Origin of the sequence: Streptomyces sp. NPDC060002 (assembly GCF_042737245.1) — a bacterium.
Classification (GTDB): Bacteria; Actinomycetota; Actinomycetes; order Streptomycetales; family Streptomycetaceae; genus Streptomyces.
Window position 1 is genome coordinate 35,943 of sequence record NZ_JBHWUW010000051.1, and the last position, 21,207, is coordinate 57,149.

General features: G+C 69.0%; 17 protein-coding genes and 3 tRNA genes. 5 read left to right on the top strand and 15 right to left on the bottom strand.

Features of this window, described 5'->3' with window-relative positions; translation table 11 throughout:
• The 6 genes from mreC to ACFWBD_RS32800 form a co-directional block, all read right to left on the bottom strand.
• Positions 1-939 (bottom strand): rod shape-determining protein MreC, encoded by a 939-nt coding sequence (mreC, locus tag ACFWBD_RS32775; protein WP_385674899.1) that lies wholly within the window; start codon positions 937-939, stop codon positions 1-3.
• A 189-nt stretch (positions 940-1,128) separates the two neighbouring features.
• The gene (locus tag ACFWBD_RS32780) at positions 1,129-2,148 is read right to left on the bottom strand and encodes a rod shape-determining protein (protein WP_385674902.1); all 1,020 of its coding nucleotides are present in this window, start codon (positions 2,146-2,148) and stop codon (positions 1,129-1,131) included.
• Positions 2,149-2,379: 231 nt separating this feature from the next.
• The gene (gene ndk, locus ACFWBD_RS32785) at positions 2,380-2,793 is read right to left on the bottom strand and encodes a nucleoside-diphosphate kinase (RefSeq protein WP_385674905.1); all 414 of its coding nucleotides are present in this window, start codon (positions 2,791-2,793) and stop codon (positions 2,380-2,382) included.
• 83 nt (positions 2,794-2,876) lie between these two features.
• On the bottom strand, positions 2,877-3,242 hold the full coding sequence (locus ACFWBD_RS32790; protein WP_171397247.1) for a DUF4233 domain-containing protein: 366 nt from the start codon (positions 3,240-3,242) through the stop codon (positions 2,877-2,879).
• Between the two features lie 11 nt (positions 3,243-3,253).
• Positions 3,254-4,780 (bottom strand): bifunctional folylpolyglutamate synthase/dihydrofolate synthase, encoded by a 1,527-nt coding sequence (locus ACFWBD_RS32795; protein ID WP_385674908.1) that lies wholly within the window; start codon positions 4,778-4,780, stop codon positions 3,254-3,256.
• 97 nt (positions 4,781-4,877) lie between these two features.
• Positions 4,878-7,529: a valine--tRNA ligase gene (locus tag ACFWBD_RS32800; protein WP_385674911.1), complete on the bottom strand. Its 2,652-nt coding sequence runs from the start codon at positions 7,527-7,529 to the stop codon at positions 4,878-4,880.
• Between the two features lie 135 nt (positions 7,530-7,664).
• Here ACFWBD_RS32800 and ACFWBD_RS32805 point away from each other — a divergent pair, with 135 nt between their 5' ends.
• Positions 7,665-8,672, top strand: coding sequence for a hypothetical protein (locus ACFWBD_RS32805; protein WP_385674914.1), 1,008 nt, complete (start codon positions 7,665-7,667; stop codon positions 8,670-8,672).
• 76 nt (positions 8,673-8,748) lie between these two features.
• Here the strand turns inward: ACFWBD_RS32805 and clpX are convergent, their stop codons facing one another.
• From clpX to ACFWBD_RS32830, 5 genes are all read right to left on the bottom strand, one after another.
• Positions 8,749-10,038, bottom strand: coding sequence for an ATP-dependent Clp protease ATP-binding subunit ClpX (gene clpX / locus ACFWBD_RS32810; RefSeq protein ID WP_351754030.1), 1,290 nt, complete (start codon positions 10,036-10,038; stop codon positions 8,749-8,751).
• Positions 10,039-10,220: 182 nt separating this feature from the next.
• On the bottom strand, positions 10,221-10,901 hold the full coding sequence (locus tag ACFWBD_RS32815; RefSeq protein WP_385674917.1) for an ATP-dependent Clp protease proteolytic subunit: 681 nt from the start codon (positions 10,899-10,901) through the stop codon (positions 10,221-10,223).
• Positions 10,902-11,316: 415 nt separating this feature from the next.
• Positions 11,317-11,922: an ATP-dependent Clp protease proteolytic subunit gene (locus tag ACFWBD_RS32820; RefSeq protein WP_028806515.1), complete on the bottom strand. Its 606-nt coding sequence runs from the start codon at positions 11,920-11,922 to the stop codon at positions 11,317-11,319.
• A 415-nt stretch (positions 11,923-12,337) separates the two neighbouring features.
• Complete coding sequence (tig, locus tag ACFWBD_RS32825) at positions 12,338-13,723, bottom strand: trigger factor (protein ID WP_385674920.1); 1,386 nt, start codon at positions 13,721-13,723, stop codon at positions 12,338-12,340.
• A gap of 246 nt (positions 13,724-13,969) precedes the next feature.
• A tRNA-Pro gene (locus ACFWBD_RS32830) sits at positions 13,970-14,046 on the bottom strand.
• Positions 14,047-14,211: 165 nt separating this feature from the next.
• Between ACFWBD_RS32830 and ACFWBD_RS32835 the strand changes: the two genes are divergently transcribed.
• Positions 14,212-14,282 (top strand) — tRNA-Gly (locus ACFWBD_RS32835).
• A gap of 898 nt (positions 14,283-15,180) precedes the next feature.
• Here ACFWBD_RS32835 and ACFWBD_RS32840 read toward each other — a convergent pair.
• Positions 15,181-15,265 (bottom strand) — tRNA-OTHER (locus tag ACFWBD_RS32840).
• Positions 15,266-15,581: 316 nt separating this feature from the next.
• Here ACFWBD_RS32840 and ACFWBD_RS32845 point away from each other — a divergent pair.
• Positions 15,582-15,914, top strand: a complete 333-nt coding sequence (locus ACFWBD_RS32845; protein WP_385674949.1) for a DUF6083 domain-containing protein — start codon at positions 15,582-15,584, stop codon at positions 15,912-15,914.
• A 283-nt stretch (positions 15,915-16,197) separates the two neighbouring features.
• Here the strand turns inward: ACFWBD_RS32845 and ACFWBD_RS32850 are convergent, their stop codons facing one another.
• Positions 16,198-16,392, bottom strand: a complete 195-nt coding sequence (locus ACFWBD_RS32850; protein ID WP_351754074.1) for a hypothetical protein — start codon at positions 16,390-16,392, stop codon at positions 16,198-16,200.
• Positions 16,393-16,795: 403 nt separating this feature from the next.
• On the opposite strand from ACFWBD_RS32850, the gene ACFWBD_RS32855 reads away from it, so the two are divergent.
• Positions 16,796-18,004 (top strand): acyltransferase family protein, encoded by a 1,209-nt coding sequence (locus tag ACFWBD_RS32855; RefSeq protein ID WP_385674923.1) that lies wholly within the window; start codon positions 16,796-16,798, stop codon positions 18,002-18,004.
• Here the strand turns inward: ACFWBD_RS32855 and ACFWBD_RS32860 are convergent.
• On the bottom strand, positions 18,001-18,459 hold the full coding sequence (locus ACFWBD_RS32860) for an HD domain-containing protein (protein WP_385674926.1): 459 nt from the start codon (positions 18,457-18,459) through the stop codon (positions 18,001-18,003). The two genes, ACFWBD_RS32855 and ACFWBD_RS32860, sit on opposite strands and share 4 nt — an antisense overlap.
• An 81-nt stretch (positions 18,460-18,540) precedes the next feature.
• The gene (locus ACFWBD_RS32865) at positions 18,541-19,725 is read right to left on the bottom strand and encodes a PP2C family protein-serine/threonine phosphatase (RefSeq protein WP_171397254.1); all 1,185 of its coding nucleotides are present in this window, start codon (positions 19,723-19,725) and stop codon (positions 18,541-18,543) included.
• Between the two features lie 235 nt (positions 19,726-19,960).
• On the opposite strand from ACFWBD_RS32865, the gene ACFWBD_RS32870 reads away from it, so the two are divergent.
• The gene (locus ACFWBD_RS32870) at positions 19,961-21,196 is read left to right on the top strand and encodes a GNAT family N-acetyltransferase (RefSeq protein WP_385674929.1); all 1,236 of its coding nucleotides are present in this window, start codon (positions 19,961-19,963) and stop codon (positions 21,194-21,196) included.
• Positions 21,197-21,207 lie beyond the last annotated feature (11 nt).

Sequence of the window (21,207 nt, forward strand, 5' to 3'; positions counted from 1 at the left end):
CTACTGCTGCTGGCCGTCTACGGGTGCGTTCGCGTTCGGAGTGACCGTGACGGTCACCGTCGGCGTGGGGACCGGCTTGGGCTTCGAGGGGAGCACGGTGTCGCGCGGGTCCTTCTTCGGAGCCTCGACGACCACGCCCACGATGTCGAGCTTGGTGAAGCTGACGTACGGCGTGACGTAGAGGGTGCGGGTGAGGTCGCCGCCGGAGGGGTCGACGCGGGAGACGACGCCGACGGGGACGCCGGGCACGAAGGGCTTGTCGGCCTGCGAGCCGAAGGTGACCAGCCGGTCGCCCTTCTTCACCTCGGCCTTGCCGTTGAGGAGTTCGACGCGCAGCGGCCGGTCGCCCTGCCCGGAGGCGAAGCCGAGCTCGTCGGACGCCTCCATCCGGGCGCCGACGGTGAAGTCGGGGTCGCTGGCCAGGAGCACGGTCGCGGTGTCGGGCCCGACGGTGGTGACCCGCCCGACCAGACCGTCCCCGTTGAGGACCGTCATGTCGCGCTTGACGCCGTCGTTCGCGCCGACGTCGATGGTGATGGTCCAGGAGAAGCCCTGGGCCGCTCCTATCGCGATGACCTCCGCGCCCTTGATGCCGTACTGGCCCGTGCCGGCGATCTTCAGCATCTTGTCGAGCTGCGCCAGCCGGCTGCGGTTGCGGTCGTCGCTGCCGAGTTTCGCCTTGAGAGCCGCGTTCTCCTTCTCCAGACCGGTGAGCCGGTCATGGCGTTCACCGGAGTCCCGGACGGCGGAGACGGCGTTGCCGACGGGATCCACCGCCGACGCCACGCCGTTCTCGATCGGGCCGAAGGCCGCGGCCGCGGCCTGCCGGGCACCGTCGACCGGGGAATCCTCCCCACCCCGGATATCCACCGTGATCAGCGCGAACGCTACGGCGATCAGCAGCACCAGGAGCAGCCGACTCTCTCGTGTGTCCCTCACGTGCGGCGGCCGTGCCCTTCCTCGAGAAAAAACCAAGAACAGGAATCAGGAATCAGGAATCAGGATCAGGAATCGGGGGTAGCCCCGGGCCAGGATGACCAAGGGCGCTTTGTGGGAGCTTATGCCTGGATATCAACGATCCGCCGCACGAGAGGAGATCATCCCGTACGGCGGAATCGAAGCGTTACGTCATCTGCGGGGCGCGGCGTCCAGGACCTGCTGGAGCGCCTCGAACTCCTCCACGCACTTCCCGGCGCCGAGCGCCACGCTGTCCAGCGGGTCCTCGGCGATGTGGATGGGCATGCCGGTTTCCCGGCGCAGCCGCTCGTCCAGACCACGCAGCAGGGCTCCGCCGCCGGTAAGGACGATCCCGCGGTCCATGATGTCGCCGGACAGCTCCGGCGGGCACTTGTCGAGCGTGGTCTTCACCGCGTCGACGATCGCGTTGACCGGCTCCTCGATCGCCTTGCGCACTTCGGCGGCCGAGATGACCACGGTCTTGGGCAGTCCGGAGACGAGGTCCCGGCCACGGATTTCGGTGTGCTGGTCGTCGTCGAGGTCATACGCGGAACCGATCGTGATCTTGATCTGCTCAGCCGATCGCTCACCGAGGAGGAGCGAGTACTCCTTCTTGATGTGCTGGATGATCGAGCTGTCCAGCTCGTCGCCCGCGACGCGGATGGACTGGGCGGTGACGATGCCGCCGAGGGAGATGACCGCGACCTCCGTGGTGCCGCCGCCGATGTCCACCACCATGTTGCCGGTGGCCTCGTGGACCGGCAGGCCGGAGCCGATGGCCGCGGCCATCGGCTCCTCGATGATGTGCACCTGACGGGCGCCGGCCTGGGTCGACGCCTCGATGACGGCGCGGCGCTCGACGCCCGTGATGCCCGAGGGCACACAGACGACGACCCGCGGACGAGCCAGGTACCGCCGCTTGTGGATCTTCAGGATGAAGTAGCGGAGCATCCGCTCGGTGATCTCGAAGTCGGCGATCACGCCGTCCTTCAGCGGACGCACGGCAACGATGTTGCCGGGCGTGCGCCCGATCATCTTCTTCGCTTCCGAGCCGACCGCGAGGATGCCACCGGTGTTGGTGTTGATCGCGACGACGGACGGCTCGTTGAGTACGATCCCGCGACCCCTGACGTACACCAGCGTGTTGGCGGTCCCGAGGTCGACAGCCATGTCACGGCCGATGAACGACATTGAGTTCCCCATCAGGATTCGACTGGCCTTCCATGAGCTTTGAGGGCTTATCAGGTCGGCGAGGTGGGTGCTGTGACGTGAAGGCTTCCATCGTAAACGCGCCTGCACGAACACTGCGGAGCGGTCTCCGCCATTGTTTGCAGATGCTGTGAGGGTTCGCTTCTGGAGACGGGCGTTCGGGGGCTCACGTTCCCTCGATCGCCCGCTACAGCCGCTCCGGCCGCCGTCGGATCAGACTCGGCCGGGGAAGAAGATCTTCACCTCGCGCTCGGCGGACTCCTCGGAGTCGGAGGCGTGGATCAGGTTCTCGCGGACGATCACACCGTAGTCGCCGCGGATGGAACCGGGGGTCGCGGCGATCGGGTCGGTCGGACCCGCGAGGCCGCGCACACCCTCGATGACCCGGTCGCCCTCGACGATCAGCGCGACGACCGGACCGGAGGCCATGAACTCCACCAGCGGCTCGTAGAAGGGCTTGCCCTTGTGCTCGCCGTAGTGCTGCTCCAGCGTGTCCTGATCCAGGGTCCGCAGTTCCAGCGCGGTGATCTGCCAGCCGGCCTTGCGCTCGATACGGCTGATGATCTCGCCGGTCAGGCCACGACGGACGGCGTCGGGCTTGAGCAGGACGAGGGTGCGCTGGCTCACGAGGTGACTCCTTCTACTGCCGGTGTGTTTCTACTGCCGGTGTGTGCGGTGGGATGAGGTTACAGGGCATGTCCTGCCACCTGTTACGCAGCGTCAGCGGTATCCGGAGAGCCTGCGGCGGCCTGGGCCGCGAAGCGCGCCTTCGCCTCGTCGACCTTCCGCCCGAAGTGCACGGACGCCCACCACAGGGCTCCGAAGAGCACCCCCAGGAAGAACATGATCGGAACGAAGAAGCCGGAGGCGACGAGGGCGATCTGAAGCGCCCAGCCGAGGGCGACGCCCCCGGGCCGGGTGACCATGCCGCACAGCAGCACGCTGAGGAACATGGCGATGCCGCACACCGTCCACACCGTGGCGGTGGACAGGTCGGCGTCCTTCATGGCGACCAGACCGGCGAAGCCGATGACGAAGAACTCGCCGATCAGGGTCGAGGAGCAGAGCGTACGCATGGTGGGGGACCTCAGCCCTTTCCGAGGAGGAGCAGCCGGGCCTCGCCGACCGTGATGACGGAACCGGTGACCAGCACCGCGCCGCCCGCGAACTCGCCCTCCTCCTCGGCGAGCGTGACCGCCGCCTCCAGAGCGTCGGGCAGCCTCGGCTCTACCTGGACGCGGTCGTCGCCGAACACCTCGACGGCGATAGCGGCCAACTCGTCGGCGTCCATCGCGCGGTGGCTGGAGTTCTGGGTGACGACGACCTCCGCGAAGATCGGCTCGAAGGCCTCCAGGAGCCCTCGCACGTTCTTGTCGCCGCTGGCCCCGACCACACCGATCAGCCGGCTGAAGTCGAAGGCCTCGCCGACGGCCTCGGCGGTGGCGCGGGCGCCGGCCGGGTTGTGGGCGGCGTCGAGGACCACGGTCGGGGAACGTCGTACGACTTCGAGACGGCCCGGCGAGGAGACGGCCGCGAAGGCCTTGCGGACCGTGTCGATGTCGAGCGGCTCGGGACGCTGCGAGCCGACGCCGAAGAACGCCTCGACGGCGGCGAGCGCGACGGCCGCGTTGTGCGCCTGGTAGGGACCGTGCAGGGGCAGGTACACCTCGGGGTACTCGCCGCCCAGGCCACGCAGGGTGACCATCTGTCCGCCGACGGCGACCTGGCGGGCGACGACCCCGAACTCCAGCCCTTCGCGGGCCACGGTCGCGTCGACCTCGACGGCCTTCTTCAGCAGCACCTGGGCCGCGTCGACGGGCTGCTGGGCCAGGATGACGGTCGCGTCCTGCTTGATGATCCCGCCCTTCTCGGCGGCGATCTCGGCGGTCGTCTCCCCGAGCCGGTCGGTGTGGTCCAGGTCGATGGGCGTGACGACGGCGACGTCACCGTCGATCACGTTGGTCGCGTCCCACGAGCCGCCCATCCCCACCTCCACGACGGCGACGTCGACCGGGGCGTCCGAGAAGGCGGCGTACGCCATGCCGGTGAGCACCTCGAAGAAGGACAGCCGGTACTCCTGCATGCCGTCGACCATCTCGACGTACGCCTTGATGTCCTCGTACGTCTCGATGAACCGCTCGGCGGAGATCGGCGCGCCGTCCAGGCTGATCCGCTCGGTGATCGACTGGACGTGCGGGGAGGTGTACCGGCCCGTGCGCAGGTCGAAGCCGTTCAGCAGGGCCTCGACCATGCGGGCGGTGGAGGTCTTGCCGTTGGTCCCGGTGATGTGGATCGAGGGGTACGACCGCTGCGGGTCCCCCAGCACGTCCATCAGCGCGGCGATGCGGTCGACCGAGGGCTCCAGCTTGGTCTCGCCCCAGCGGGTGGCCAGCTCCGCCTCGACCTCGCGCAGGGCCTTGTCGACCTCGGGGTCCCCGGGGCGCGTGGGCACATCGGCCTGCGGCGCGCCGCCCTGGGTGCGGAGGGTACGGCTGCCGGCTTCGATGACCGCGAGATCGGGGTCGCGGTCGGTCTCCTCCGCGATGATCTCGTCGAAGGGATCGAGGGGGTCGGGCAGGTCGTCTTGGTTGCCGTTCGGGGGGAGCTCGCTCACGGGGCCAGTCTACGGACGGCCGGTGACAGACGTAGGCGAAGGCCCCCGGAACCGTACCGGTCCCTGGGGCCTTCTTCGTCATGGCGCCTTACGGTGCCTACGCCTGCGGCAGGCGTTCCAGCTGGGTGCGGATGCGGGCGATGTCCTCGTCCGCCTTGGTGAGGCGGCCGCGGATCTTCTCGACCACGTTGTCCGGGGCCTTCGCCAGGAACGCCTCGTTGCCGAGCTTGGCGTCGGCCTGGGCCTTCTCCTTCTCGGCGGCCGCGAGGTCCTTGGCCAGGCGCTTGCGCTCCGCGACCACGTCGATCGTGCCGGACAGGTCCAGCGCGACCGTGGCGCCCGCGACCGGCAGAGTCGCCGTCGCCGAGAAGGCGTCGCCCTCCGGCTGGAGACGGAGGAGCTGGCGGATGGCGGTCTCGTGCGGCGCCAGCGCCGTGCCGTCGAGCGTCAGCCGGGCCGGGACCCGCTGGCCGGGCTGGAGGCCCTGGTCGGCGCGGAAGCGGCGGACCTCGGTGATCACGGACTGGAGGCTCCGGATCTCCTGCTCGGCGACCGTGTCCCGGAAGCCGCCCGGTGCGTCGGCACCGGGAACGGACACAGCCTCGGGCCACTCGGCGATGACGAGGGACTCGCCACCGGTGAGCGTGGTCCACAGCGTCTCCGTGACGAACGGGACCACCGGGTGCAGCAGCTTGAGGGTGACGTCGAGGACCTCACCGAGGACGCGGCCGGAGACCTTCGCGGCGTCGCCGCCGGCCATGAACGTCGTCTTGGACAGCTCGACGTACCAGTCGAAGACCTCGTCCCAGGCGAAGTGGAACAGCGCGTCGGAGAGCTTCGCGAACTGGAAGTCCTCGTAGAGCGCGTCCACTTCGGCGACGACGGAGTTGAGCCGGGAGAGGATCCAGCGGTCGGTCGCCGACATCTTCGAGGCGTCCGGCAGCGGCCCGTCGACCGTGGCGCCGTTCATCAGCGCGAAGCGGGTCGCGTTCCAGATCTTGTTGGCGAAGTTGCGGGAGCCCTGGACCCAGTCCTCGCCGATCGGGACGTCGACCCCGGGGTTGGCGCCTCGGGCCAGGGTGAACCGGAGCGCGTCGGAGCCGTACTTGTCCATCCAGTCCAGCGGGTTGACCGCGTTCCCGAAGGACTTCGACATCTTCTTGCCGAACTGGTCGCGGACCATGCCGTGCAGGGCGATGGTGTGGAACGGCGGGGTGCCGTCCATCGCGTACAGGCCGAACATCATCATCCGGGCGACCCAGAAGAAGAGGATGTCGTAGCCGGTGACCAGGACCGAGTTCGGGTAGAACTTCGCGAGCGACTCGGTCTGTTCGGGCCAGCCGAGCGTGGAGAACGGCCACAGGCCGGAGGAGAACCAGGTGTCGAGGACGTCGGTGTCCTGACGCCAGCCCTCGCCGGTCGGCGCCTCGTCGTCGGGACCGACGCAGACGATCTCGCCGTTCGGCCCATACCAGACCGGGATCCGGTGACCCCACCACAACTGCCGCGAGATGCACCAGTCGTGGAGGTTGTCGACCCAGTCGAAGTAGCGCTTCTCCATCTCCTGGGGGTGGATCTTGACGCGGCCGTCGCGGACGGCGTCACCGGCCGCCTTCGCCAGCGGGCCGACCTTGACCCACCACTGCATGGAAAGGCGCGGCTCGATGGTGGTCTTGCAGCGCGAGCAGTGTCCGACGGAGTGGCTGTAGGGCCGCTTCTCGGCGACGATCCGGCCCTCGGCGCGCAGGGCGGCGACGATGGCGGAGCGGGCCTCGAGCCGGTCCAGGCCCTGGAAGGGGCCGTGGGCCGTGATGACGGCGTGCTCGTCCATGATGGTGAGGGACGGCAGGTCGTGGCGCTGACCGATCTCGAAGTCGTTCGGGTCGTGGGCCGGGGTCACCTTGACCGCGCCGGTGCCGAACTCCGGGTCGACGTGCGTGTCCGCGACGACCGGGATGGAGCGCTCGGTCAGCGGAAGGCGGATCTCCTTGCCGACCAGGTGCTTGTAGCGCTCGTCGTCGGGATGGACGGCGACGGCCGTGTCGCCGAGCATCGTCTCGGCGCGGGTCGTGGCGACGACGATGGTGTCGTCCCCCTCGCCGTACTTCATGGAGACGAGCTCGCCGTCGTCGTCCTGGTACTCGACCTCGATGTCGGAGATCGCGGTGAGACAGCGCGGACACCAGTTGATGATGCGCTCGGCGCGGTAGATCAGCTCGTCGTCGTAGAGCCGCTTGAAGATGGTCTGGACGGCCTGCGAGAGACCCTCGTCCATGGTGAAGCGCTCACGCGACCACGCGACGCCGTCTCCCAGGCGGCGCATCTGGCCGCTGATCTGGCCGCCGGACTCGCCCTTCCACTGCCAGACGCGCTCGACGAACGCCTCACGGCCGAGGTCGTGCCGGGACTTGCCCTCCTTGCCCAGCTCCCGCTCGACGACGTTCTGCGTGGCGATGCCGGCGTGGTCCATGCCGGGCTGCCACAACGTCTCATGGCCCTGCATGCGCTTGCGGCGGGTGAGGGCGTCGATGAGGGTGTGCTCGAAGGCGTGCCCGAGGTGCAGGCTGCCCGTGACGTTCGGCGGCGGGATGACGACGGTGTACGGGGGCTTCTCGCTCTTCGCGTCGGCCTCGAAGTAGCCCCGCTCCACCCAGCGCTCGTACAGCGGCCCCTCTACGTCGGCCGGCGCGTACTGGGTCGGCAGTTCGGTGTGGGGCGCTGATGGCTGCTGCTGAGCGTTCTCGGTCACGCGCCCAGTTTAGGGGTGTCACGGCGCCGTCCCGAAACGTGTTTCCTCTGTAACGGTGGGGGCCCCGCCGCCGTACCGGTGTTGGCTTTGGGTCAGGATGTGAAAATCACATAAGCACTGGAGGGGAACCCAGAAATGAGTCACAACCAGCCGGGCCCGTACGGCGGGCCGCCCCAGCAGCCCGGACCGTACGGCCAGCCCGGTCCGTACGGTCAGCCGCCGCAGGCGCCCCAGCCCGGCTACGGCTACCCCCAGCAGCCTCCCGCCCCGCAGCCCGGCTACGGCCACCCGCAGCAGCCCCCGCAGGGCGTCCCCCCGCAGACCCCGCCCTACGGCCAGCAGCCGCAGCCGCCGTACGGCCAGCAGCCGACGCCTCCCTACGGCCAGCAGCCGCCCTACGGCCAGCCTCCCTACGGCGTCCCGCAGCCCCCGGCGCCGGGCGGCGGCGGAAAGAAGGCCGGCATCATCATCGGCGCGGTCGCGGTCGTCGCCGCGATCGGCGTGGGCGCGTACTTCGTGATCGGCGGAGGCGGCGGCGCCGGCGGCCTGGAGGACGACGGCGCCCACAAGCTGGCCACACCGACGAAGGTGCTCACCGAGTACACGCGGGCCTCCGACGACGGCGCGACCGCGGGCGACGACACGGCGGCGGACCTGGAGAAGAGCGGCGTCAAGGACGGCAAGACCGTGATCGGCGTCTACTCGACGGCGGACCTGAGCGGGTACGACCCCGAGGACCCGAGCACCGTCCCCGACGCGTCCGAGCTCGCGACGGCCAAGGGCATCACCTACGCCGGCGCCTACGGCACGATCGCCGACCCCGAGACGGCGCTCGACACCTTCTTCGCCGGCTTCAAGAAGTCGTCCGAGGAGAGCTCCTCCGAGTCCAGCAGCAGCGGCGCCGACACCGAGCTGGTCGGCGAGCCCGTTGCGGCCGACCTCGACGGCGCGGTCATGAAGTGCCAGGCGGCCAAGGGCACGGACACGGTCAGCAAGCAGGAGAAGACCGACTGGTTCTGCGCCTGGGCCGACTACAGCACCATCGCCATGGTCTCGCCGGGTGACGCGACGAAGGGCATCACCAAGGACGTGGCGATCGACATCACCACCAAGCTGCGCGACCAGATCCGCGTCAAGGCCTGACGCTCTGGACCGCTCGACCCAACGACGAAGGGGCCCCGGTCGGTCGACCGGGGCCCCTTCGTCGTACGGGTGTGGATCAGGCGGTCTTCTGCTCGCCCGGGCCGCGGCCGCCGCGCGCGTCGCGCGGGATCAGGGTCGGGTTCACGTTGGAGAGGACCACGTCCGCCGTGATGACGACGCGGGCCACGTCCTTGCGGGACGGGACCTCGTACATGACCCCCTGGAGGACTTCCTCCATGATGGCGCGCAGGCCGCGCGCGCCGGTCTGGCGGAGGATGGCCTGGTCGGCGATGGCCTCCAGGGCCTCCCGCTCGAAGTCCAGCTCCACACCGTCGAGTTCGAAGAGCCGCTGGTACTGCTTCACCAGCGCGTTGCGCGGCTCGATGAGGATCTGGAGGAGCGCCTCGCGGTCCAGGTTGTGGACCGAGGTGATGACCGGGAGACGGCCGATGAACTCCGGGATCATGCCGAACTTGACCAGGTCCTCCGGCATGACGGCCTCGAACTGGTCCTTGGACTCCAGCTCACGCTTGGAGCGGATCGTCGCGCCGAAGCCGATGCCCTTGGCGCCGGCCCGGGTCTCGATGATCTTCTCCAGGCCCGAGAAGGCACCGCCCACGATGAAGAGCACGTTCGTCGTGTCGATCTGGATGAACTCCTGGTGCGGGTGCTTGCGGCCGCCCTGCGGCGGGACCGAGGCGGTGGTGCCCTCCAGGATCTTCAGCAGGGCCTGCTGCACGCCCTCGCCCGACACGTCACGGGTGATGGAGGGGTTCTCGCTCTTCCGCGCGACCTTGTCGATCTCATCGATGTAGATGATCCCGGTCTCGGCCTTCTTGACGTCGTAGTCCGCGGCCTGGATCAGCTTCAGCAGGATGTTCTCGACGTCCTCGCCGACGTAGCCCGCCTCGGTCAGCGCCGTGGCGTCGGCGATCGCGAACGGGACGTTCAGCATGCGCGCCAGGGTCTGTGCCAGGAGCGTCTTGCCCGATCCCGTGGGGCCGAGCAGCAGGATGTTGGACTTCGCCAACTCGATGGCGTCCTCGCGGCCTTGGGCGCCGCCGTTCTCACCCGCCTGGACGCGCTTGTAGTGGTTGTACACCGCGACCGACAGGGCCTTCTTGGCGGGTTCCTGGCCCACCACGTACCCCTCGAGGAACTCGTAGATCTCGCGCGGCTTCGGGAGTTCCTCCCAGCGGACCTCGCTCGTCTCCGCGAGCTCTTCCTCGATGATCTCGTTGCAGAGGTCGATGCACTCGTCGCAGATGTACACACCGGGCCCTGCGATGAGCTTCTTGACCTGCTTCTGGCTCTTGCCGCAGAACGAGCACTTGAGCAGATCGCCGCCGTCACCGATGCGTGCCACGGTGTGCTTCCCCTTCGCCTGGGAGACGACTGGACGCTTTCGAATCCAGCGGCTCCTGGTGCTGCCTTATCCCGACGGTACCTTGCCGGGCCCCCCGTTCGGGCCCCCCTTGGCACGGTTCACTGTGACGTGGACCGTGTCACACCGTGCCGAGGGGGGCCCGAACGGGACGACCCCGTGCGCTAAACGAGCGAGTTGTTGTTCAGCTTGCGGGTGGAAATGATCTGGTCGACCAGACCGTACGCCAGGGCGTCCTCGGCCGTGAGGATCTTGTCGCGCTCGATGTCCTCGCGGATCTTCTCGATCGGCGTGGTCGAGTGCTTGGCCAGCATGTCCTCCAGCTGCGCACGCATCCGGAGGATCTCGTTGGCGGCGATCTCCAGGTCGGAGACCTGACCGCGGCCGGTCTCGCTGTAGGGCTGGTGGATCAGCACACGCGCGTTCGGCAGCGCCATGCGCTTGCCCGGCGTACCGGCGGCCAGCAGGATCGCGGCGGCGGAGGCCGCCTGACCCATGCAGACCGTCTGGATGTCGGGCTTCACGAACTGCATCGTGTCGTAGATCGCGGTCAGCGCCGTGAAGGAGCCGCCGGGGCTGTTGATGTAGACCGAGATGTCCCGGTCGGGGTCCATCGACTCCAGGCACAGCAGCTGCGCCATGACGTCGTTGGCGGAGGCGTCGTCGATCTGCACGCCCAGGAAGATCACGCGCTCCTCGAAGAGCTTCGCGTACGGGTCGTACTCGCGGACGCCCTGGGAGGTGCGCTCGACGAAGCGCGGGATGACGTAGCGGGATTCGGCGCGAGGGCCGGTGTATTCGGCCTCGGTGCGGGCGTAGGTGCCGCTGCCGGGGAAGTCGTTCACGGTGTCTCCTGAAAAGAGGACTGGGGCGGTGGGCTGGAGGGGCTGGATGGGGCGCTGACGGCTTCCGGGGGCCTCGGTGACCCGGGGAGCCCGGCATGGCCTCGAAGTGGCTCCGAGCGGCCCCCCAGGGCTCCCAGGGACTTCCAGGAGCTTCGGGGGCCTCCGGGGAGGATCCGAGGGAGCTCCTGGAAGTCCGGGAGTCCGGAAGGGCCTCCCAGGGGCTCCGGAACTCCCGGTGCCTCTGAGTGCCGCCGGGTGCCTCGGCGCGTTCCCGGGGCTTCCGGGGTCTCCGGGGGCCTCCGAGGGCTTCGGAACTCCGCAGGGTCCAGCGGGCTCCCGGAGACTCCGGAAGGGGCTCAGGGACTCAGGGGGCTCCGCGAAGCGCCCTGCGTGGCCCTGCTGCCGTCAGTGGTCCTCAGGCCGCCCCGGTACCGCCGCCGCCCGGCATGCCGGCAGCCGTCGGGATGACGTCGTCGATGAGGCCGTACTCCTTGGCCTCGAACGCGTCGAACCAGCGGTCGCGGTCCGAGTCGCGGGTGACCTGCTCGACCGTCTGGCCGGTGTGCTGCGAGGTCAGCTCGGCCATGCGCTTCTTGGTGTGCAGCAGCCGCTCGGCGTGGATCTTGATGTCGGAGGCCGACCCCGCCAGACCCGCGGAGGGCTGGTGGATCAGGATCTCGGCGTTCGGCAGCGCGAAGCGCTTGCCGGGAGTGCCCGCGCTGAGCAGGAACTGCCCCATGGAGGCCGCGAGGCCCATGGCGATGGTCACCACGTCGTTCTTGATGAACTGCATCGTGTCGTAGATCGCCATGCCGGCCGTGATCGAGCCACCGGGGCTGTTGATGTAGAGGTAGATGTCCTTGTCCGGATCGGCGGCAAGGAGCAGCAGCTGTGCGGTGATCTTGTTGGCGATGTCGTCGTCGACCGCCTGGCCGAGGAAGATGATCCGCTCGCCGAGCAGCCGGTTGTAGACCTGGTCGCCGAGGCCACCACCGATGGGGTCGCCGGCGGCTGTGGGCATCAGATTCGTCACGTATCCACCTGCTCGTCTTACGACGGCGCCGGGCCGTCTCACGTGTACTGCTGGGGGCAACGGAGACTCCCCTGCCCTCGTACTCATGGACCCTAACGCGCGGGTCCCTTCGGAGAATCCCGGAGAGGAGGGTGTTCGCCGGGGGCGTAGACGTGGGGCTCCCGTTCGTGCGTGGCCGCGGGCCGTCACGCGGACGGTCGTGGCCGGTCGCGCTCCGCAGCGGAGCCGCACACCGGCACCCCGCCCGCACCCCCCTGGGCAGGCCGTCCGCCGACCGCCCTGAGGACCGCCCCTCCGCCCTCCCGCATCCTCCCGCCGGTCATCCCGCCGGATGCCAGAAGGGCCCCGGAGCGCATAACGCTCCGGGGCCCTCATGTCTGCGTCAGAGGTGACGCGAGGCCGGTCAGGCCTCGGTCTTCTCCTCGGCGCTCTCCTCGGAGGTCTCCGCCTCGGCAGCGGCCTCCTCGGTGTCCTCCTCGTCGTCCAGGTCGATGACCTCGCCGTTCGTGTCCTTCACCGTGGCGGACTCGACGACCGTGGCCAGAGCCTTGCCGCGGGCGACCTCGCCGACCAGGAGCGGAACCTGGCCGCCCTCGACGACCGCCTGGGCGAACTGGTCGGGGGACATGCCGGAGGAGGCGGCACGGCGCATGAGGTGCTCGGTGAGCTCCTCCTGGTTGACGTTCAGCTTCTCGCGCTTGACGAGCTCGTCGAGCACGAACTGGGTCTTGATGCCCTTGACCGCGGCCTCACGGGTCTCGGTCTCGAACTCCTCGGCGGTCTTGCCCTGGATCTCCAGGTACTTGTCGAGTTCGAGGCCCATCTGGCCGAGCTGGTGGTGCTCCAGGTTGTGCTTGCGGGTGTTGACCTCGTCCTCGAGCAGCTTCTCGGGGACGGGCACCTCGACGAGCTCCAGCAGCTTCTCCAGGACGCGCTCCTGGGCCTGCGTGGCCTGGTCGTACTGCTTCATGTCCTCGAGGCGCTTGCGGCTGTCCGCCTTGAGCTCCTCGAGGGTGTCGAACTCGGAGGCGAGCTGCGCGAACTCGTCGTCCAGCTCGGGGAGCTCGCGGGCGGCGACCTGGGTGACCTTGACGGTGACCTCGGCCTCCTTGCCGGCCGCCGAGCCGCCCTTGAGCTCGGAGGAGAAGGTGGCCTCGCCACCGGCCTCCAGGCCCTTCACGGCCTCGTCGATGCCTTCCAGCAGCTCGCCCGAGCCGATGGTGTAGGAGACGCCGCTGGCGACGCCGTCCTCGAGGATCTCGCCGTCGACCTTGGCCTCCAGGTCGACGGTCACGACGTCGCCGTCCTCGGCGGCCCGCTCGACCGGGGAGGTCGAGGCGAAGCGCTCGCGGAGCTGCTCGACCGACTTGTCGATGTCCTCCTCGGACACCTCGACGGCGTCGACCTCGACCTCGATGGAGGAGAAGTCCTCGGGGAGCTCCAGGGACGGGCGGATGTCGACCTCGGCGGTGAAGTTCAGCGTCTCGCCGTCCTTCAGCTCCGTGATGTCGACCTCGGGCTGGCCGAGGACGTCGATCTCGGCCTCGTTGACCGCCTCCGTGTAGAACTTCGGCAGCGCGTCGTTGACGGCCTCCTCCAGCACGGCGCCACGGCCGAAGCGCTGGTCGATGACCCGGGCGGGGATCTTGCCCTTACGGAAGCCCTTCACCGTGACCTGCTGGTTGATCTTCTTGTACGCCGCGTCGAGGCTGTCCTTGAGCTCCTCGAAGGGCACCTCGATGCTGAGCCGAACCCGAGTCGGGTTCAGGGTCTCCACGGCGCTCTTCACGGTTCGGTCTCCTTGGGGGCTGACTTCTTGGTTTCTGCCGGAGCCAGACCGGCTCCCGCGGATTCGCCGCCCGGAGGACTTACCAGAGGATGAGGCATACGGGCGTGCAGCTTGCATAGTAACGGCAGCGACGACACGCCCCAAAGGCGATCAAGCGAGGTGACCGCGCAGATGGCCGGTGACGGCCGGTGATGGCCGTTCATCGACCACCGATGGCCGAGTCGATGGCCGGTGGTGGCCGGTCGTTGGTCGGGGTGGCGGGATTTGAACCCACGGCCTTCCGCTCCCAAAGCGGACGCGCTACCAAGCTGCGCCACACCCCGTCTGGTGCGACACGAAGGGTACATGGCCGCAGGCCGCCTGACCGCCGCTTTTACCCAGTCCCGGCGCGCGCCGCGGCGGGCCCGGCAAACGGGGTGTGCGCGGCAGGTCGCCGACCCGCTACGATGCCTGAAGTGCCGCGGTCACCGACCTGCGGCGCGTCGCGTGCGGGCGTAGCTCAATGGTAGAGCACTAGTCTTCCAAACTAGCTACGCGGGTTCGATTCCCGTCGCCCGCTCTGTACGACGAAGGCCCGGGTGAGAGGTCGGTTTCCTCTCCCCGGGCCTTCGGCATTCCTGGGGCCGTTTCAGTCCTTCGTGCCCCTCCCGTCCCCTTCGAGCGCGGCCGGCGCTTCAGAGCGTCCACGATCATGGCGTCGATGCCGTCCACGATCTCTCGTTCACGCTTGCGGGAACCGTGCTGATGGATCAGCGCGGCACGGGTCGAACTCCGGCGCGAGTGAGATCATCACGTATGACGCTGATTAAGTACATGACAAAGGCCAGAGATGAGCGATGGTGGATACAAGGTCTCGGGCTCATGGCCGCAGCGGCCTGGGCCGGCTTCCGCGCTTTGAGTAACGGACGACCGCCACTACTGAGGGTGGGTTTCGGCGTAGCGGCGATCGGCTTCCTGGCTGCAACTGCGGGACTCATCATCGACCAAATTCGGGCAACCAGGCGAGGCCGCGGAAGTTCCACGGATGACACTGCCGCAGGCGAGCCGCAAGAGCTTTGATCGATGCCGGTTCGAGGGGGCCGCGAAGCGTGCCACTTCTGTGCCAGAACGGGCGGGGACTCACGGGGAATCGAGGTGCGCCAGGGTGCGCACTTCCCCACGTCGCCCAAGGCTGGGATTCCCAGGTCAGACCACTGAGATCGGTGCTGTACAGCAGCGAAGTACAGCAACCGTCGCGACCAGCCCCGACCACCACCGGCACTGAGCGACCGTCTGACGTGCCCGGCGGACCTCAGCGACGACCATGCCCGCAGTTCGCATCGAGAGGGCAGGCCGGCGGATCGCCTCGACTCAGAGGTCGAGGCTCCACAGGCCTCCATAGCGCACGATCGCCAAATGAGGCCAAATCGCCACTAGGACCCGGGCCCGCCCCCGGGCAGGGGCAGACGCGCCAAGGGTGGCCACGGCCCGGATTCGAACCGGGGTTTCCGCGTCGGGGCGAACCCGAGCGCGACGTCTTGGGCCGCTAAACGACTCATGGCCAGGCGGACCGTACCGACTCGGCGACTGGACAGCCCACTTCTTTTCGAGGGGTGACGCCTCAGGGCACCGGCTCAGGTCGAGCTCATCACCGGACATGGCTGGCCATCTGGACCCGTGATCGTCGAATACGGCCAAATCGCGACCTACTGGGATCCGGTCAGATTCGCTCACACTCAAGCACATGGGGGCGATTCGGGATCGTGACCAGTTGGCATGCCATCGCTGCGGGGAGGCCGGCCACGCCGTGCGTGAGCGCGGACGGTTCGGCCTCATGGCGAGCTACTGCGAAAGGTGCTGGAACACCTTCGCCAACGAGATGGCCGAAGCCGATGGGGCCACAGCCGCACCCAGACCGGATCCCGACCCCGACGGCGTGGCATGGATCGAGCCACCACTTTGCACCAAATGTGGCGTATTGGTTCGCATATATCCCACCAACTACGACCGGTGGGTCAGTCTCGCCATGGTGGAGTTACCCGCCAAGGACGTCCCAGAGGCCTTCAGGTGGCGTTTGGCGAGGGTTCCGGGCCGATCCCCCATCCCCACGGATATCGTGGCCGTACGGGTCCGTGGAATCGATCCGCTACCGAGCGAACCCGTCGTGCCGGCTCACCGCATGATGTGCATCCCCGAGTGGGGTGAGCCGTAGATCACACGGCCGCGAGCAGGAGGCCCGGCCCCGTGCCCTCTGCGTGCCCGATCGAGCAGCGACCGGCGGGGAGTAGCGGGGAACGCCGGGGAGGGACCCGAGAACCCGCACGTCAGCGACTTGGCAGCTCAGCCGCGGTCCGCATACGCGATCTTCCGAACTAGCTACGCGGGTTCGATTCCCGTCGCCCGCTCCGTACGGCCCGGGCCGGGTCGGAGATTCACTTCTCCGGCCCGGCCCTCGTCGTGTCCGGGCTGCCCGCCCGGACGCGCGGGGGCGGGCCTCAGAAGCTGATCGAGTTGATGGTGTCCGCGAGGGAGTCCAGGAAGCGGTTGATCGACGGGGCCATGCCGGTCGAGGCGAGGAAGAAGCCGAACAGGATCGCGACTATCGCCGGCCCGGCCTTGATCGACCCCCCTCGGACGAGCACCACCAGGATGATCGCCAACAGCAGCACCACTGACAGTGAAATGGCCACAACTGATCACACACCCTCGGGTCGGTCCGCACTCCCGAGACCATCGTGCCACCAACGGGGCCTCCCTATGCGGCCCGTGACACATCATCGCGCGGGCCCGTCCGGCCGGGGGTGCGCCGCACAGCAATTCGAGCACGTGCCCGTACAGGGAATTGGGGCAGGTCGTTGCCGTGTCCACACAACGCCTGCGCAGGTAATTCGAATTATGTCCGCAGCCACATCAACTACAGACACACAACCGGCGTTATGCACCTTTTAGTCGGGATGAATCGTGACATCAAGGCCGAGTGCGACCTGTAACGACCGCCCCCGGCGGCGGATCGGTGAGCAATCCCGAAGGCAATAACAAGGAATGACCTGGGGCGTTTTACGAATACGCGCGCGCGACGCTAGGGTGCCTCAAATGTTCCACGCCGCCTCGTCTCTCGTTCCGAGCCTCCGCTCGTCCCAGGACCAGAACGATCAGCACGACCAGTCCGGGGACAGATCCGCCGAACGACCGTCCCCGCGGCCCGCCGCGAAGCGGGACGCCTTCTTCGACAACGCGAAGTACCTGGCGATCGTGCTGGTGGCGATGGGGCACGCCTGGGAGGCGCTGAAGGGCGACAGCCGGGTGCTCACGGCGGCGTACGTGCTGCTGTACACGTTCCACATGCCGGCTTTCATCGTCATCTCCGGCTTCTTCTCCCGCAGTTTCGACGGGAGCCCCGGCAAGCTCAAGCGGCTGGTGACGGGCGTCGTCGTGCCGTACATCGTCTTCGAGACCGCCTACCCGCTCCTGAAGACGTACGTCGACGGCGCTCCCCAGGACATCAGTCTGCTCGACCCCTATTACCTGACCTGGTTCCTGTGCGCGCTGTTCATCTGGCGGCTGACCACGCCCATCTGGAAGCTGGTCCGTCATCCGCTGCCGCTCGCGCTGGGCATCGCCATGCTGGCGTCCGCCACCCCGGACATCGGTGGCGATCTGGACCTCCAGCGCGTCCTTCAGTTCCTGCCGTTCTTCGTGCTGGGCCTGAACCTGAAGCCGGAGCACTTCGCGCTGGTGCGCCGGCGCTCGTGCCGGATCGCGGCGGTCCCGGTGTTCGCCTTCGCGCTGGCCTTCTCCTGGTGGGCGGTGCCGCGGATGAACAGCGGATGGCTCTACCACCGCAACTCCGCGCAGGAACTGGGCGTCCCGTGGTGGGTCGGTCCCGTCATGCAGCTCGCCCTGTTCGGCTGCTCCCTGCTGCTGACCGCCTGCTTCCTCTCCTGGGTGCCGGGTCGCACGATGTGGTTCACGGCGCTGGGCGCCGGCACGCTCTACGGCTATCTGATGCACGGCCTGCTGCTCAAGACCGCCGACTACCGCGGCTGGTTCGACCACCCCGCGCTGCACCGTCCGCTCGGGGAGATCGCCGTCACCGTCGTCGTGGCCGTGGCCGTCACCGCGTTGTGCACCAGGCCCGTCCGGCAGGTGCTCCGGTTCGTGGTGGAACCGAGGATGGACTGGGCCTTCAGGCGGGACGCCGCCGAACTCGCCCGCGAGCGCGGGAAGCCGGAGAAGGGCGAGCAGCGGCAGAGGACCGGTGTCCGCGATCAGCGGGAGCGATCGGCGGACGCCGCGGGCTAGGCGCTCTCGTCCCGGCGGGCGGTGAGACCGAGGAGTGCGCGCATCCGTGCGTACTTCTCGGTCAGTCGTACCCGGGTCGGTGGGTCCAGGACCGCGAGCCGCGCCGGGTCCGCGTTGTGCGCCAGGTCCGCCTCCTTCACCAGCAGCGCGCCCGGCGTGGCCAGGATGCGTCCCGCGTACGCCTCCGGCGTCTCCCCTGCCCGTTTGGTCACCGCCAGGACGACGGCCTTCGTACGGTCGCTCAGCGCCGCCTCGTCGAGCCAGGTCTCGGACAGGGCGTCGTCCTCGACGGCGTCGTGCAGCCAGGCGGCCGCGATCTGCTCGGCGTCGCCGCCGCGCGCGCGTACGCCCTCGGCGACCGCCTGGAGGTGCTCGGCGTAGGGCCGGCCGGCCTTGTCGGTCTGTCCCTGGTGGGCGGCGCGGGCGAGGCTCTCGACCTCGGACAGGGTGAGCATGGTCGATGGTCCCCCTCGGGAGCCTCAGGAGTCTCAGGAACCTCAGGAGTCCCGGCAGCGCTCAGGACGGTTCGGGAGAGCTCAGGACAGTGGGGCCGACTGGGCCGTGGGGCCCTCGCGGCAGACGAGCAGCAGGGCACGGTCGTCGTTGACGTCCTTCGCCACCGCTTCGATCAGGTGCCAGGCGGCGCCCTGGAAGCCGCCGGCCACATACCGGTCGGCCTCACCGGTGAGGCGGTCGATGCCCTCGACGATGTCCCGGTCGGAGGTCTCCACCAGGCCGTCGGTGAAGAGCATCAGCACGTCGCCCGGGCGCAGCGAGCCCTTCACGGGGTCGAACTGGGCGCCGTCGTACACCCCGAGGAGGGGGCCCTCGGCGGCCTTCTCCTCCCAGCGGCCGCTGCCCGCGCTGAGCTGGAGGCCCGGCGGATGGCCGGCCGAGTAGAGCTCGTAGTCGCCGGAGTCGAGGTCGAGGACCAGGTGGATGGAGGTCGCGAAGCCCTCGTCCCAGTCCTGGCGGAGCAGATAGCCGTTGGCGGCGGGGAGGAAGGCGTGCGGCGGCAGCGAGCCGAGCAGGCCGCCGAAGGCGCCCGACAGCAGAAGGGCGCGGGAACCGGCGTCCATGCCCTTGCCGGAGACGTCCGTGAGGACGACCTCCATGGTCCGGCCGCCGTTCGTCCGGGCCGCGACGACGAAGTCACCGGAGAACGACTGGCCCCCCGCCGGCCTCAGCGCCATCTCGCGGTGCCAGCCCTGCGGCAGGCTCGGCAGCTTGCTCTGCACCCGGATGCGTTCGCGCAGGTCGAAGAGCATGGTGCCGCCGCGCCGCCAGGGCACGCCGACCCGGCTGCGGAACTGGGCGATGAGCAGTCCGAAGAAACCGCATGCTGCGACGACCAGGACCACGCCCGGGGTGACTCTGGACGGGCCCTCGGTGTACGGGCCCAGTTGCACCGACTCCACGATGAGGGCCGTGGCCGCCGCCGCGTACAGGCCGAGCAGGCTCGACGGGCGCAGCAGCAGTCCGCCGGCGACGATCGGCAGGACGAGCGCGGCCGGTGAGCACCACACCGAGTTGGCGAGTGTGGTGACGGCGATCAGCGGGACCGTGAGCAGCAGGAAGGCCAGCGCGATCCAGTCCGAACCGTCGCCCCGGAAGTAGTCCACGGCGCTTCTGCGCAGGCCGGTGCGGACCCGGTGCATCAAGTGCTTCAACCGGGCCGTCAACGTCTCGGCTTCCGCGCGCCGCTGCCGTCCTACTGCCATTAGTTCGGGACCCTATCCATCGAACCCGCCGCTTGGCACGGGAGGTCCCACTTGTCCCCCCTCCGAGGCTCAACTTCACAGTGAACTTCACGGAAAGCGCTCGCGCCCCGAGGAGGGCGAAATTGGCTGGCTCGTCCTGCGGGGGACTGCTAGGCATGAGCCCATCACGAGTGAGGCGACGGGCCGTGCGACCTCTTCCGCGGCCGGGCGCCAAGAACAGCGGAAGGTGCGGGAGATGCGGGAGTCGCGGGAACCACGGGTGCTGCGCCGGGACGAATGGGACGAGTGGTACGACACCCTGCTCCGCGCCTTCGGCGGGACCGGGGAGTCGACCGAGGAACGGGAGCTGTTCAGGGCGCTCACCTCGTACGAGCGCTCCCTGGGCGTGTGGGACGGCGACCGGTGCGTGGCCACGGCCGGGGCGTACGACTTCCGGCTGACGGTACCGGGCGGGGCCTCGGTTCCGGCGGCGGGCGTGACGATGGTCGGCGTGAGCGCGACCCATCGGCGGCGCGGGGTGCTCACGTCGATGATGCGGCGACAGCTGGACGATGTGCGGGCGTGGGGCGAGCCGCTCGCGATCCTCACCGCCTCCGAACCGGACATCTACGGACGGTTCGGGTACGCGGCGGCGACCTTCGGGCTGCATGCCGAGATCGACACCAGCCGGGTACGGCTGTCCGTCCCGGCCGGCACGGACGACGTACGGCTGCGGTACGCCGACCCCGGTGCGGAGCTCGAGGTGTGCGAGTCGGTGTACGCGCGGACCGTGCCCGTCCGGGCCGGGATGCTCGCGCGCCGGCCCGGTTGGGAGCGGCTGGGGCTGCTCGATCCGGAGAGCGAGCGGGCCGGGGCGTCGCCGCTGCAGTGCGTGCTCGCCGAGCGGGACGGGGAGGTCACGGGGTACGTCCGCTTCCGGGTGCGGTCCGAGTGGCGGGACAGCGGGCACAACGGGCGGGTGCTGCTCCAGGACCTGGCGGGGGTCGATCCGGTGTCGGAGGCGGCGCTGTGGCGGTTCCTGTTCGGGATCGACCTCACGTCCACGCTGAAGGTGCGGGGGCGGCCGATGGACGAGGCGTGGCAGCATCTCGTCTCCGACATCCGGCGGTGCGAGCTGCGGGTGCGGGACTCGCTGTACGTGCGGCTGGTCGACGTGGGTGCGGCGCTCGAGGCGCGGACGTATCAGGCGCCGGTGGACGTGGTGTTGCAGGTCGAGGACGCCTTCTGCCCCTGGAACTCGGGTCGTTGGCGGCTGTCGGGGGACGCCAAGGGCGCGGTGTGCGTCCCCACCTCCGACGTCGCCGATCTCGCGCTGTCCGTACGGGAGTTGGGGGCGGCGTATCTCGGGGGCGTCAGCCTCGCCTCGCTGGGCGGGGCCGGGCGGGTGCGGGAGCTGCGGCGGGGCGCGCTGGCGGAGGCCGCGGTGGGGTTCGGGGCGAGCACCGCCCCTTGGCTGCCGCACGGGTTCTGACGTTCCGACGG